13 protein-coding genes are annotated in these 13,786 nt (G+C 71.1%); 6 read left to right on the top strand and 7 right to left on the bottom strand.

Annotated features, from left to right (window positions below):
* Window position 1: 1 nt before the first annotated feature.
* Window positions 2-607 carry a YitT family protein gene (locus tag ACFRAL_RS07100; protein ID WP_378881156.1) on the bottom strand — a complete coding sequence of 202 codons (606 nt, stop codon included), beginning with the start codon at window positions 605-607 and terminating at the stop codon, window positions 2-4.
* Between the two features lie 61 nt (window positions 608-668).
* On the opposite strand from ACFRAL_RS07100, the gene ACFRAL_RS07095 reads away from it, so the two are divergent.
* Window positions 669-2,093 (top strand): PLP-dependent aminotransferase family protein, encoded by a 1,425-nt coding sequence (locus ACFRAL_RS07095; RefSeq protein WP_378881155.1) that lies wholly within the window; start codon window positions 669-671, stop codon window positions 2,091-2,093.
* 18 nt (window positions 2,094-2,111) lie between these two features.
* On the opposite strand, the gene ACFRAL_RS07090 is transcribed toward ACFRAL_RS07095, so the two are convergent.
* Window positions 2,112-2,375, bottom strand: a complete 264-nt coding sequence (locus ACFRAL_RS07090) for a hypothetical protein (protein WP_378881152.1) — start codon at window positions 2,373-2,375, stop codon at window positions 2,112-2,114.
* Window positions 2,376-2,615: 240 nt separating this feature from the next.
* On the opposite strand from ACFRAL_RS07090, the gene ssb reads away from it, so the two are divergent.
* The 4 genes from ssb to ACFRAL_RS07070 all read left to right on the top strand — a co-directional run bounded on the left by ssb (window position 2,616) and on the right by ACFRAL_RS07070 (window position 6,070).
* Window positions 2,616-3,161 carry a single-stranded DNA-binding protein gene (gene ssb / locus ACFRAL_RS07085; RefSeq protein ID WP_378881149.1) on the top strand — a complete coding sequence of 182 codons (546 nt, stop codon included), beginning with the start codon at window positions 2,616-2,618 and terminating at the stop codon, window positions 3,159-3,161.
* Between the two features lie 41 nt (window positions 3,162-3,202).
* Window positions 3,203-3,739: a DUF6993 domain-containing protein gene (locus ACFRAL_RS07080; RefSeq protein ID WP_378881148.1), complete on the top strand. Its 537-nt coding sequence runs from the start codon at window positions 3,203-3,205 to the stop codon at window positions 3,737-3,739.
* A gap of 137 nt (window positions 3,740-3,876) precedes the next feature.
* Window positions 3,877-5,556 (top strand): energy-dependent translational throttle protein EttA, encoded by a 1,680-nt coding sequence (gene ettA, locus ACFRAL_RS07075; RefSeq protein WP_336396980.1) that lies wholly within the window; start codon window positions 3,877-3,879, stop codon window positions 5,554-5,556.
* The gene (locus ACFRAL_RS07070) at window positions 5,549-6,070 is read left to right on the top strand and encodes an acyl-CoA thioesterase (RefSeq protein ID WP_378881146.1); all 522 of its coding nucleotides are present in this window, start codon (window positions 5,549-5,551) and stop codon (window positions 6,068-6,070) included. The genes ettA and ACFRAL_RS07070 overlap by 8 nt, the downstream gene beginning before the upstream one ends.
* Window position 6,071: 1 nt before the next feature.
* On the opposite strand, the gene ACFRAL_RS07065 is transcribed toward ACFRAL_RS07070, so the two are convergent.
* The gene (locus tag ACFRAL_RS07065) at window positions 6,072-6,959 is read right to left on the bottom strand and encodes an acyl-CoA thioesterase II (RefSeq protein ID WP_336397135.1); all 888 of its coding nucleotides are present in this window, start codon (window positions 6,957-6,959) and stop codon (window positions 6,072-6,074) included.
* An 83-nt stretch (window positions 6,960-7,042) separates the two neighbouring features.
* On the opposite strand from ACFRAL_RS07065, the gene ACFRAL_RS07060 reads away from it, so the two are divergent.
* Complete coding sequence (locus ACFRAL_RS07060) at window positions 7,043-7,720, top strand: hypothetical protein (RefSeq protein ID WP_336396982.1); 678 nt, start codon at window positions 7,043-7,045, stop codon at window positions 7,718-7,720.
* 35 nt (window positions 7,721-7,755) lie between these two features.
* On the opposite strand, the gene ACFRAL_RS07055 is transcribed toward ACFRAL_RS07060, so the two are convergent.
* The 4 genes from ACFRAL_RS07055 to pepN form a co-directional block, all read right to left on the bottom strand.
* The gene (locus ACFRAL_RS07055; RefSeq protein WP_378881143.1) at window positions 7,756-9,420 is read right to left on the bottom strand and encodes an FAD-binding dehydrogenase; all 1,665 of its coding nucleotides are present in this window, start codon (window positions 9,418-9,420) and stop codon (window positions 7,756-7,758) included.
* A gap of 29 nt (window positions 9,421-9,449) precedes the next feature.
* A complete protein-coding gene (locus ACFRAL_RS07050) occupies window positions 9,450-9,962 on the bottom strand; it encodes a globin (protein WP_378881140.1) in 513 nt (170 codons plus the stop codon).
* Window positions 9,959-11,080: a mechanosensitive ion channel family protein gene (locus tag ACFRAL_RS07045; protein ID WP_378881137.1), complete on the bottom strand. Its 1,122-nt coding sequence runs from the start codon at window positions 11,078-11,080 to the stop codon at window positions 9,959-9,961. Before ACFRAL_RS07045 ends, ACFRAL_RS07050 begins: the two co-directional genes overlap by 4 nt.
* Window positions 11,081-11,147: 67 nt before the next feature.
* The gene (gene pepN / locus ACFRAL_RS07040) at window positions 11,148-13,694 is read right to left on the bottom strand and encodes an aminopeptidase N (RefSeq protein WP_378881134.1); all 2,547 of its coding nucleotides are present in this window, start codon (window positions 13,692-13,694) and stop codon (window positions 11,148-11,150) included.
* Between the last annotated feature and the right edge of the window lie 92 nt (window positions 13,695-13,786).

The following is a 13,786-nucleotide window of genomic DNA, read 5'->3' as shown; positions in this document are numbered from 1 at the left end:
GTCAGACCGATCGCCCGGCGGTCGGCGTCGGCTGCTTCCTCGTGTCCAGGAGCGGCAGCGCGACATGGACCAGCGGACCGATCAGGAACGCGAACAGCACCGTGCCGACGCCGACTGTGCCGCCGAGGAGCCAGCCGACGGCCAGCACCGACAGCTCCACCAGCGCGCGGCACATCCAGATCGGCCATCCGAGGCGGGCGTTCAGGCCCGTCATGAGCCCGTCCCGCGGGCCGGGGCCGAAGCGCGCCCCGATGTAGAGGCCGGAGGCCAGCGCGACGACGAGGATGCCGCCGAGGAGCATGGCGACCTGGGCCGCCAGGCCGGAGATCGGGGGCACGACCCCCAGCACGATCTGCATGCTCGTCCCGACGAGGAGGATGTTCGCGACCGTCCCCACGCCGGGGCGCTGGCGCAGCGGGATCCACAGCAGGAGCACGAAGAACCCGACGATGTTGGTGATCCAGCCGATGCCGATGCCGGTGCGCAGGGAGAGGCCCTCCGCGAACACGGTCCACGGGTCCACCCCGAGTCCGGCTTCCACGGTCAGCGCGCACCCTGCGCCGTAGAGGAACAGGCCGACGAGGAGCTGGGCGATGCGGCGTGGCATACAGCCATCCAATCGCATGATTGGCGTGCCGGATGCAGTCCAATGCGGCTACTCTGGCCCCATGGACTCCCGCGTGTCTGCCCGCGCTCTCGCATCGGCGCTCGGCGGGTGGCGCTCGCGAGAACCGGCCTACGAGGCTCTCGCCGACGGCATCCGTCTCCTCTGCCTCGACAACCGCCTGGCCCCTCGAACGACGCTTCCGGCCGAGCGTGAGCTCGCCGCCGCCCTCCACCTCAGTCGCAGCACCGTGGCGGCGGCGTATCGCAGCCTGCGTGACACCGGACACATCTCGAGCCTTCGGGGTTCGGGGAGCGTGACGCTCCCGCTCGCGCGCCGCGACCCCGGGCGGGTGGCGGCGGCGGACGGCATGATCGACCTGCAGCAGGCCAGTCCTCCCGCCTGGCCCGGCCTAGCGGGCATCATGGCCGAGGCCGCCGCGAACGCGTCGGCGCTGCTCTCGCGCGCCGGATACGACGTGCTCGGACGCATCGAGCTGCGCGAGGCGATCGCCCGGCGGTACACCGAACGGGGGATCCCCACGCAGCCGCAGGAGGTGCTGGTCACCACGGGCGCGCAGAGCGCGATCCACCTGGTCTCGTCTGTGCTCGTCGGGCGCGGAGACCGCGTCCTCATGGAGACCCCGACGTATCCCCACGCGGTCGACGCACTCAGGCGCGCCGGAGCCCGCCTCGTGGGCGTCCCCGTGACGACGGAGGCCGGGTGGGACGTGGACCGGGCCGAGCAGGCTTTCGCCCGGACTCTGCCCGTGATGGCGTACCTCATGCCCGACTTCCAGAACCCGACGGGACGGAGCATGACCGCTCTCGAGCGCGCAGCCGTCCTTGCCGCGGGCGAGCGCGCGGGCTCCGTCCTCGTCCTCGACGAGACGACCGCCGATCTGGACATCGACCGCGGCGCCGTGGCGCCGGGATTCGAGGCGTCCGAGCCCGGCACCGTCGTGCGGATCGGGTCGCTGGGCAAGACCGTCTGGGGCGGGCTGCGGCTGGGCTGGGTGCGAGCCGACGGCGACCTGATCCGGCGCCTCGTCGCGGCGCGACCCGCACACGATCTCGGCACCCCCGAATTCGAGCAGGCGCTCGCCACGAACCTGCTCGCACGCTTCGACGACGTGGTCGCCCAGCGGTCGGAGCTGCTGAAGGCCGGCCGCGACGCGGTCGTGCAGGCGCTCGGCGCACAGCTGCCGTCATGGGACATCCCCGTCGCACACGGGGGAGTCTCACTGTGGATCGAGCTGGGCGCACCGCTGAGCTCCGCCCTGGTGATGGAGTCGCGCTCGCGCGGCGTGCTGCTGAGCGCAGGGCCGCGGTTCTCGGTGGACGGCGGCCATGACCGGCATCTGCGGGTGCCGTTCACCTCGCCGCCGGACGAGATGACGCGTGCCGCCGGCCTCTTGGCGGATGCCTGGGCGGCCGTGCGGGCGGGCGCGCCGTCATCGGCCGTCGAGGCGGCGGGCGCCGTCGTCTGAGTCGCGGGCGCGATGCCCTCACCGTCCGAGGCGGAGGCAATCGATCGCATCCTCGGCGCTCCAGAAGTCGCCCACATCGCGGAATGCGCGCGACGCCGGGTGATACCTCCGGGCCCGGAAGCGCGTCCCGCCTGCCTGGGCGACGGCCTGCAGGTGCCCGACGACCCGGCCGGTGGCGTCCTGCACCCTCCACAGGGACGGCGCAGCGCGGATCAGGCGCACGTCCCGCCGTACGGCGGGCTCGGGTGTGACGAGGGCTTCGGACATGGTCTGCCGGCTCATCGACTCTCCTCTCCATTCGAACATACGTACGGGTCCCGACATCGCAGCGGCCCTCACCCCACGGCGGCTCCCCACGGCGGCTCCTCCCCAGCCGGCGTGCAGGGCCGCTCGTCCCCAGAAGGGCCGACCCCCGTCCAGGCGAGCGATGCCGGCAGCCATGCTGAACCCACCGCCGGCGCTTTCGGGCACGGGCGCCGGCGGTGCCGAGGAGAGTCCTCGCACGCAGAGAAGGGATGCGACATGAGCGATATGGGCGACATGATCACCGTCACGGGCAACGTGGGCACCACCCCGGAGCTGAAGCGCACGAACGCGGGCGTGGCCGTCACCACGTTCCGCCTCGCCAGAGGGCTGCGCCGATTCGACCGCGACGCCGCGGCGTGGTCGGATGCGGGGACGAGCTGGTACACCGTGTCGGTCTTCCGGGACCTCGCCGACCACGCCTTCACGTCACTGCACAAGGGCGACAGGGTGATCGTCACCGGTCGGCTGCGTGTGCGTGACTGGGAGACCTCGTCGGCGAAGGGCACCGCGGTCGAGATCGATGCGGAGGCGATCGGGCACGATCTGCGCTGGGGCACCACGACGTTCGTCAAAGCCGCGCGGCCGACGGCTCACGTCGGCAGCCGCACCTCCGCCGGGCCCGAGGACGCGTGGGCGGCGCCCGGCCTGGACGCGGGCGAGCACGAACTCGGCGCGCCGCACTCCGCCGAAGCGCCGCAGCCGCCGGCACTCCTCGAGGAGCACACCGGTGAGGGCGGGGCGGAGCCGGAGCCGCCGTTCTGAGCCGTTCCGAGGCTCCACCGGTGGCCGTTTAGACTCTCTCCGTGCGCCGTCACCTCGCCTCCCGCTCGTCGTTGCGGGGGTCGTCCCGCCGCACGACCGGGATGGTGGCCGTCGCCGCCGTCCTGACCGTCTCCCTCGCCGCCTGCACCCCGGGTGCCCCCGCGACGGCCCCGCCGCCGGCGGCGAGCTCGCCGGTCGCCGCACCCAGCGCGTCGAGCGCGCCGGAGGACTCGGAGCCGAGCGCGCCGCCGCTGGTCCCGGACGGCACGGCCGCAGACAACCTGCCGGCCTTCGCCGCGGTGACGGCGGCCGTCTGGGCCACCGATGACCGCGTCGCGGGGCGCGCCTACGTCGACGCGCTGGTGCAGGCGGGGTTCGACAGGTCCGCGATGCAGGTGACGCACGACCGCTCCACCGTGGGCGACCCGGCCGAGAGCATCCAGTTCTCCGTCCGATGGGATCAGGAGTGCCTCATCGGGCAGGTCGGTCCGGCGACCGGCGAGCCGGTGACCACGGTCATGCCCGTCCTCGCGGAGGGCACCTGCCTCGTCGGCAACACGCGCCCCATCGACTGGTGACCGGCACCGCGGACGGCGGCGGCAGTCCCGCGGTCCTGCCGCGAGCGGACGCGACGGCGCGGGCCCACACGCCCGCCGCACCGGCGGCCGGTAGGCTGGGACGCTGACGTCCGACTCCAAGGAGAACTGAATCCCGCATGGCTGAGTACATCTACTCGATGGTCCGCGCCCGCAAGGCCGTTGGAGACAAGCTGATCCTCGACGACGTCACCATGGCGTTCCTGCCCGGGGCGAAGATCGGCATGGTGGGCCCGAACGGCGCCGGAAAGTCGACGATCCTCAAGATCATGGCGGGCCTGGATCAGCCCTCGAACGGCGAGGCGAAGCTGACTCCGGGCTACTCGGTCGGCATCCTCATGCAGGAGCCGGAGCTCGACGAGACGAAGACGGTGCTGGAGAACATCCAGGACGGCATCGCGATCAAGCCCAAGCTCGACCGCTTCAACGAGATCTCGGGTCTGATGGCCGACCCCGACGCCGACTTCGACGCACTGCTGGCCGAGATGGGCACCCTGCAGGAGGAGATCGACGCAGCGGACGCGTGGGACCTCGACTCCCAGCTCGAGCAGGCGATGGACGCGCTGCGGACCCCGCCGGGCGACGCCGAGATCGGGCCACTGTCGGGCGGTGAGAAGCGCCGCGTCGCGCTCACGAAGCTCCTGCTGCAGAAGCCCGATCTGCTGCTGCTCGACGAGCCCACGAACCACCTCGACGCCGAGAGCGTGCTGTGGCTCGAGCAGCACCTGCAGAAGTACCCCGGCGCCGTGATCGCGATCACCCACGACCGGTACTTCCTCGACAACGTCGCCGAGTGGATCGCCGAAGTCGACCGTGGCCGCCTGATCGGCTACGAGGGCAACTACTCGACCTACCTCGAGAAGAAGGGCGAGCGTCTCGCGATCCAGGGCAAGAAGGACGCGAAGCTCGCCAAGCGACTCGCCGAGGAGCTCGACTGGGTGCGGTCCAACCAGAAGGGTCGTCAGGCCAAGTCCAAGGCGCGCCTGGCCCGCTATGAGGAGATGGCGGCAGAGGCCGACCGCACGCGCAAGCTCGACTTCGAGGAGATCACGATCCCCCCGGGCCCGCGCCTGGGCAGCATCGTCATCGAGGCGAAGAAGCTCCAGAAGGGCTTCGACGGGCGCTCGCTCATCGACGGGCTGACGTTCAGCCTGCCGCCGAACGGCATCGTCGGCGTCATCGGCCCGAACGGCGTCGGCAAGACGACGCTCTTCAAGACGATCGTCGGCCTGGAGCCGCTCGATGGCGGAGATCTCAAGATCGGCGAGACCGTCAAGATCAGCTACGTCGACCAGTCGCGCTCGAACATCGATCCGAACAAGACACTGTGGGAGGTCGTGTCGGACGGGCTCGACATCATCACGGTCGGCAAGACCGAGATCCCCTCGCGCGCCTACGTGTCGAAGTTCGGCTTCAAGGGTCCCGATCAGCAGAAGAAGGCCGGCGTGCTCTCGGGCGGCGAGCGCAACCGCCTCAACCTCGCGCTGACCCTCAAGGAGGGCGGCAACCTGCTGCTCCTCGACGAGCCCACGAACGACCTCGACGTCGAGACCCTGCAGTCGCTCGAGAACGCGCTCCTCGAGTTCCCCGGCTGCGCGGTGGTCATCACGCACGACCGGTGGTTCCTCGACCGCATCGCGACGCACATCCTCGCGTACGAGGGGACCGACGAGGACCCCGACCGGTGGTACTGGTTCGAGGGCAACTTCGAGGCCTACGAGGCGAACAAGGTCGAGCGGCTCGGACCCGATGCGGCGCGTCCGCACCGCACGGCGTACCGCAAGCTCACCCGTGACTGACGGCGGCGACGCGACGGTCGCGGCCGCGGCTCGCGACCGTCGCCTGCACATCCCCATCCACCTGAGATGGGGTGACCTCGACGCGTTCAACCACGTCAACAACACGTCGATGCTGAAACTGCTCGAAGAGGCCCGAGTGCGGGCGTTCTGGGTGCCCGAGCCTGGAGAGGACGCCCCGTCCACGGCCGTGCTCGATTCCAGCATCTTCAGCGGGATGCTGACGCTCATCGCCCGGCAGGAGATCGAGTACCTCGCCCCGGTGCCGTATCAGCGGCATCCGCTCGACGTGCAGATGTGGTTCGGCAAGCTCGGCGGCTCGAGCATCGAGGTGTGCTACGAGGTGTGCAGCCCGCTCACGACCGCGGAAGCGAGTCAGACAGTGTACGCGCGGGCCACGACGGTCATCGTCAAGGTGCATGCCGAGAGCGGACGGCCGATGCGGCTGACGACGCAGGAGCGGGAAGCCTGGGAGCCGTACCTCGGCGAGCCGATCCTCTACGCCCACCGGCGCTGACTCAGCCCTCCGGAGAGTCCTCGTCCGGCACCCGGACCATGATCTCCTGCGCGACGCTGGCCATCAGCGTGCCGTCGGCGGAGTAGATGCGCCCGGTGGCCAGTCCCCGCCCGCCCCGCGCGCTCGGGGACTCCTGCACATACAGCATCCACTCGTCCACCCTCCCGAAGCGGTGCCACCACATCGCGTGGTCGAGGCTGGCGACCTTGAGCCCGCGCGTGGACCAGGCCACCCCGTGGGCGCGCAGGATCGATTCCTGGATCGTCAGGTCGCTCAGGTAGGCCAGGGCCGCACGGTGGACCGACGGCGTGTCGGGGATCGGCCGTCGCACGCGCATCCACACCGCCTGTCGGGGCACCCGTTCACCCGAGACCGTCGCGTAGATCGGCGAGGGGATGTGCCGCAGGTCGACGGGCCGATCGGTGAAGAGCCGCTTGGACATCGGATGCAGCCCCTTCAGGTGCGACTCGACGTCGGGCAGATCGTCCGGCGCGGGGACGCCGTCCGGCATCGGCGCCTGGTGATCCAGGCCGGGGTCGTCGTCCTGGAACGAGGCGATCATGGAGAAGATCGGCACGCCCTCCTGGAACGCCTGAGTGCGGCGCGTCGAGAACGAGCGGCCGTCGTGTATGCGATCGACGGAGAACGTGATGCCTTCGGTGGAGTCGCCCGGCCTGAGGAAGTACCCGTGCATGGAGTGCACGACGCGTTCCTCCGGGATCGTCCTCGACGCGGCGACGATCGACTGCGCCAGCACCTGGCCGCCGTAGACCCGGCCCAGCGGCATGTGCTGCGAGGTGCCCGTGAAGATGTCCTCCGTGGTGCGGGCGTCCGATGCGCTCAGGTCGATCACCGACAGCATCGAGGCGACGGGATCCGCCTCCGGCATGGCCTCGGCGTTCCGGTCCTGGTCCACGCTGCTCCCTCCCGAGGCGTCCGCCGCCCGCAGGTCCGCTTGGTAGCTTAGGGGCGATGTCTCCGCGCCTCCTGCTCGCCGATCCCGACTCCGCCGCCGACGCCCTCACGTTCGCCGGACGCGCCGCCCGGTTCACGGTCGAAGGGGTGAGGCTGGCCGCATCCGGCGGCGTGCTCGCCATGACGGCGGCGGCGCTCGCTCCGCGCGGCTTCGGCGATCCGACGCCCACGGTGCTCGCTCTGCGCACGCTCGCCGCCGACCCCGAGCTCGTGTGCGACCTGGTGGTGGAGGCATCCGCTCTGTCCGCGGCGGACGACGACCCGCGCGCGCTGAACCTCCCCGAGACCGCCCTGTCGCCCGCCTGGGCGGGCATCACCCCGCCGCGGACCGGCTGGGACGCCCGGCCGGGGATCGAGGCGTCGACCCTCGCCGCCACGGCGCAGGGCGGCATCGCCCGCGTCTCGGATGCGGTTCCCACGGACTCCGGCGAGGACGTCGTGCGCGCGGTGCGCGCCGCGGTGTGGGGCGCCCCCGACGAGGAGCTCGGGGGCCTGCCCGCCGGCGTGGCCTTCGCGGCCCTCAGCCTCGGCTTCATCAGCGGCGCCGAGACGGCGCGCGTGTTCGCCAGCGGTCCCTGGACGCGGGTGAGCCTCACCCGGGGTCACGTGCTGGTTCGCGGCCCGGTGGCCACCGGCCTCACGGCCGTGCGCAGAACCGGCTCGGCGTCGAGCTGACCGGACGCGGCCGATCACCGGCGCCGGGAAGCCGTTCAGACCGCCGCCGCTGCCGCACGCCCCGCGATGCGCCCGGAGAAGAGGCATCCGCCGACGAAAGTGCCCTCCAGCGCGCGATAGCCGTGGACGCCGCCGCCGCCGAAGCCGCTGGCCTCGCCCGCGGCGAACAGTCCGGGCACCGGCTCGCCGCCGGCTCCGAGGGCCCGCGACGACAGATCGGTCTCGATGCCGCCGAGCGATTTGCGCGTCAGCACATGCAGCTTCACCGCGATGAGCGGACCGGACTTCGGATCCAGGATGCGGTGCGGAGCCGCGGTGCGGATGAGCCGGTCGCCGCGGAAGGCGCGCGCCGACCGCAGCATGGCGATCTGCGCATCCTTGGTGAAGTCGTTCTCGACCTCGCGGTCGCGTGCCTCGACCTCGAGCCGCACGCGATCGCCGTCGAGCACCTCGCCGCCGGGGAGGGCGCGCATGCCGGCGATGAGGTCGTCCAGGTCGTCGCGGACCACGAAGTCCGCGCCCCGGTCCATGAAGGCCTGCACGGGTCCGGACGCCCCCTTGCCCAGTCGCGACGAGGCCAGCAGCCGGAGGTCTTTGCCGGTGAGGTCGGGGTTCTGCTCGCTGCCCGAGAGGGTGAACTCCTTCTCGATGATCCGCTGGGACAGCACGAACCACGAATGGTCGTACCCCGTCGCGCGCAGGTGCGAGAGGGTGCCGAGCGTGTCGAAGCCGGGGAACAGGGGCACGGGCAGACGCGAGCCGGTCGCATCCAGCCACAGCGACGAGGGGCCGGGGAGGATCCGGATGCCGTGACCCGGCCACACCGGGTCCCAGTTCTGGATGCCCTCCACGTAGTGCCACATGCGGTCGCCGTTGATGAGCCGGGCGCCGGCGGCCGACGCGATGGGCTGCATCGAGCCGTCGACGTACGCCGGGACGCCGGTCACCATCGTCTGTGGCGCGGCACCCAGGCGCTCGGGCCACCACCGGCGCACGAGGTCGTGGTTGCCGCCGATGCCGCCCGAGGCGACGATCGTCGCGCCCGCCGTGACGGCGAAGGAGTCCACCACGTCGCGGGAGCTCGCGACCCCGCGGGCGGCGCCGGAGGGCGCCAGGACGTCGCCCGTCGCACCCGTGACGACGCCGTCCTCGACGGTGAGCGAGACGACGCGGTGACGGGGGAGGATCGTGACCCTGCCGTCCGTCTCTGCGGCCTCCACCTCCGCCTGGAACGGGGCGACGAGCCCCGGGCCGGTTCCCCACGTGACGTGGAAGCGCGGCACGGAGTTGCCGGGGCCCATCGCGGTGTAGCCGCCGCGCTCGGCCCATCCGACGATGGGGAAGAACCCCACGCCCTTCTCGCGCAGCCAGGCGCGCTTCTCGCCGTGGGCGAAGTCGAGGTACGCATCGGCCCAGCGGCGCGGCCACAGGTCCTCGTCGCGGTCGAAGCCGGCGGTGCCGAGCCAGTCCTGGCGGGCCAGCTCGATCGAGTCGCGGATGCCGAGCCGGCGCTGCTCCGGCGAGTCGATGAAGAACAGCCCCCCGAACGACCACCACGCCTGCCCGCCGAGGTTCGACCGCGGCTCCTGGTCGACGATCGTCACGCGTTTGCCCGCGGACGCGGCCTCGGCCGCGGCCACGAGGCCGGCGAGGCCCCACCCGATCACGAGGACGTCGGTGCGGTGGCTGGCAGTGGGCATGTCGACTCCTTCGTCGGCGGTGGCCTGGGTCAGCGGGACGGGTCGGGGTCCGCCGGGGGAGCGGCCGTGACGGGAAGCGATGTCGCCGCCCGCGCACCCGCGGCCGGTCCGATGCCCGATGGCTGGAAGGTGTTCACCATCGCGTGCGCCGCCCGCTGCAGGTAGTCCCACAGCGTCGCCTCGTGCAGCGGCGGCAGGTCGAGCTCGTCGACGGCCACCCGCATGTGGGCGAGCCAGCGGTCGCGCGCATCGGGATCGACGTGGAACGCGGCATGCCGCATCCGCAGCCGCGGATGCCCGCGCTGGGCACTGTACGTCGTCGGGCCGCCCCAGTACTGCTCCAGGAAGAGCGTCAGCCGCTCCTTGGCGGGCCCGAGGTCCTCCTCGGGGTACATCGGGCGCAGCACCTCGTCGTCGGCGACCCCTCGGTAGAAGGCGTCCACCAGGCGGACGAACGCCTCGTGCCCGCCGATCTCGTCGTAGAAGCTCAGCGGGACGGCCGAGGGCTCGGCGGGAGCGGGGCTGACGGGTTCGTCGGTCATGACGTTCCTCCGGGGGCGCTGCCGTCCTCGGCCTCGCCGGGCTGCGGGTTCTTCTTGGGGGTGCGCTTGGGCTTCCACACCGGTCTCTCGGCCGCAGGGGGGACCGGGGTCGGCTTGGTCTTCGGCGGGTTGGCGCCGCGCACCCGCTGCGCGCCCTCGATGCCCGTCGGCATGACGGCGGTCAGCGCGGGAAGGCTGATGCCCATCTCATCGATGGTGTGCTTGAGTCGCATGCGCAGCTCACGCGCGACGTCGTCCTTCGCGTTGGCCCGCGTCTTCATCACGAGCCGGATCACCAGTGCGTCGCCCGAGATCGACTCCAGACCCCATACCTCGGGCTGCTCGAGGATGCGCGTGCGCCACTTCGGGTCCTTCGCCAGCCCCTTGGCCGTGTCGAGCAGGGCCTGCTCGACCTCGGCGATGTCGGAGTCGACGGCGACCGAGAGGTCGATGATGACCCGCGACCACCCCTGGGAGAGGTTGCCGATGCGGGTGATCTCGCCGTTGCGCACGTACCAGAGCGTGCCGTTGACGTCCCGGACGTGCGTCACCCGGACGCTCACGTACTCCACGATCCCGGTGGCCAGGCCCAGGTCGACGACGTCGCCGATGCCCACCTGATCCTCGGCGACGATGAAGATGCCGTTGAGCACGTCCTTGACGATGTTCTGCGCACCGAACCCGAGGCCTGCGCCCACGGCGGCGGTCAGCAGCGTCAGCGACCCGAGGGCCGTCGGCGCGACGACGTTGATGACCAGCAGGATCGCGATCACGACGATGGTGACGTTGACCACGTTCTGCAGGATCGAGCCCAGCGTGCGGGTGCGCTGCACCAGCCGCACCGACGCGAGCGGGGAGCGTTCGAGCGCCTGCGTGTCGTCGACGTTGGCCTTGGACTTCGCCCCGTTCACGATCCGGTTCACGACGCGGCGGATCACGAACTTGAGGATCCAGCCGAGGATGAAGGCGCCGAGGATGATGAGCGCGATCGACAGCACGTTCCAGCCGGCGGCCACGAAGAAGTCACCGATGCCCGTCCAGAATGCGGCGTCGGTGATGCCGGGGCTTTCGGGGGCGGGGGTCTCGCCGGTGCCGGCGGCGTGGGGGGCGCTGATCATCGTGACGATCCTAACGACGGATGCCTCGGCCCTGCCTGAGAGCGGGGCCGAGGCATCCGATCGGGAACTACTGGGCGTCGCGGTCCTGGACCGACAGCGCGCGCTCGACGCCGGCGAGGTTCTCGGCGACGAGGCGACGCAGCGCCGGTGCGGCGTCGGTGTTCGCCTCGAGCCATGCGCGCGTCGCGTCGCGCAGAGCCACGTCCGCGAGGGGCGCCGGGTACAGCCCCACGATGAGGTACTGCGCGATCTGATACGTGCGCGAGTCCCAGATCGGCAGGAGCGCCTCGAAGTACTGCGGTACGAACTCGCCGAGGAGATCGCGGCTCGCCGGGTGCACGAAGCCGAGGGCCGCCGATCGGACGATGGTGTTGGGGAGGTCGTCGCTCTCCACCAGCGACGACCACGCCGCGGCCTTGGCCGCTGCGGTCGGCAGCGCCGCCTTGGCCTGCGCGGCGAACTCGCCGCCCTTCGCGGTGTTGTCGGCGGCCAGCGCGGCCTCGATGTCGGCCTCGGTCGCGATGCCTCCGGCCGCGAGCGACACGAGCAGCTGCCACGACAGGTCCGTGTCGATCTCGAGGCCGTCGAGGGCCGCCTCGCCGTCACGCAGCCGGCGCACCGTGTCCCACTGACTCGGCGTGGCCGCCCCGGACGCGAACGCGGTGACGAACTGCAGCTGGCTGTCGCTGCCCGCCTCGGCACGCTGTGCGAGCTCCCACAGGGCGTCGGCCACCTTGGCGCGCGTCGCCTCGCGCTTCTCGGGCGCGACGTACGCGTTGGCCGCGAGCAGCAGCTGGGCGAGTGTCGTGCGCACGGTGGTCGACTCCGTCTCGGCGCCGATGTTGCGCAGCACCAGGTCGACGTAGTCGGAGGCGGATGCCTCGGCGTCGCGGGTCTGGTCCCACGCGGCGCCCCACACCAGCGAGCGGGCGAGCGGGTCGCTGATCTTGCCGAGGTGGTCGATCGCGGTCTGCAGCGACTGGGCGTCGAGGCGGATCTTCGCGTAGGCGAGGTCTTCATCGTTGAGCAGCACGAGCGCGGGACGCATGGTGCCCTTGAGCTCCGGCACCTCGGTGAGGTCACCGTCGACGTCCAGCTCGACGTGGTGCACGCGCACCAGCGCGTCGCCCTGGAGGTCGTAGTAGCCGACGCCGAGGCGGTGGGGACGGATGGTCGGGTAGTCGGCCGGGGCGGTCTGCACGATGGCGAAGCGCGTGATCGTGCCATCGGCATCCGTCACGATCTCGGGTGCGAGCGTGTTGACGCCCGCCGTCTCGAGCCACTTCTTGGACCACGTCGACAGCTCGCGCCCGCTCGTGACCTCGAGCTCGGCGAGGAGGTCCGACAGCTCGGTGTTCGACCACTCGTGCTTCTTGAAGTAGGCGGCCACGCCGGCGAAGAACGCCTCGATGCCCACCCAGGCGGCCAGCTGCTTGAGCACGGAGCCGCCCTTGGCGTAGGTGATGCCGTCGAAGTTGACCTGCACGTCCTCGAGGTCGTTGATCTGCGCGACCACGGGGTGCGTGGAGGGGAGCTGATCCTGGCGGTACGCCCAGGTCTTCTCCATCGCGTTGAAGGTGGTCCACGCCTCGGTCCACTCGGTGGCCTCGGCGGTGGCGATGGTCGAGGCCCACTCGGCGAACGACTCGTTGAGCCAGAGGTCGTTCCACCACTTCATCGTGACCAGGTCGCCGAACCACATGTGCGCGAGCTCGTGCAGGATCGTGACGACGCGACGCTCCTTGACGGCATCCGTCACCTTCGAGCGGAAGACGTACGTCTCGGTGAACGTGACCGCACCGGCGTTCTCCATCGCGCCCGCGTTGAACTCCGGCACGAAGAGCTGGTCGTACTTCGCGAACGGGTACGCGTAGTCGAACTTCGCCTCGAAGTAGGCGAAACCCTGGCGCGTCTTGTCGAAGATGTAGTCCGCGTCGAGGTGCTGCCACAGGCTCTTGCGACCGTAGACGCCGAGCGGGATGACGCGGCCGGAGGCGCTCGTCAGCTCCGAGAACGTGGCCTCGTACGGACCGGCGATCAGGGCGGTGATGTAGGAGGAGATGCGCGGCGTGGGCTCGAAGCGCCAGGTCGCGCTGCCGTCGCCGTGCTTCTTGGGCTCGGGGGTGGGGGAGTTCGACACGACCTTCCACGGCTCGGGCGCGGTGACCGTGAACTGGAACGTCGCCTTGAGGTCGGGCTGCTCGAACACCGCGAACACGCGGCGCGAGTCCGGCACCTCGAACTGCGAGTACAGGTACACCTCGCCGTCCACGGGGTCGACGAATCGGTGCAGGCCCTCGCCGGTGTTGGTGTAGAGGCAGTCGGCGTCGATGACGAGCTCGTTGTCGGCGGCCAGGTCTCCCAGGGCGATGCGCGAGTCGGCGAACGCCGTCGCAGGATCGAGCGCGCGGCCGTTGAGGGTGATCTCGCGCACCTCGCGGGCGATCAGGTCGATGAACGTCGAGGCGCCGGGTGTCGCGGTGAAGCGCACGACGGTGCGCGATCCGAAGACCTCCGCGCCCTTCGTGAGGTCCAGCACGACCTCGTACGACTGCGTGTCGACGATCGCGCGGCGCTCCTGCGCCTCGATGCGGGTGAGGTTCTCTCCAGGCACTGCTTCGGCTCCCGTGGGTGAGGATGACGGATGATGTCTTGGGCCCGTTGTGCGGACACACGGTCCGGCGGACGCCGCCAGCGCTGCTGGCG

The sequence above is a fragment of the Microbacterium sp. NPDC056736 genome (genome assembly GCF_042790415.1).
GTDB lineage: Bacteria > Actinomycetota > Actinomycetes > Actinomycetales > Microbacteriaceae > Microbacterium.
Note: the sequence above shows the minus strand (reverse complement) of the source record. Positions and strands in the feature narration are given on the sequence as shown.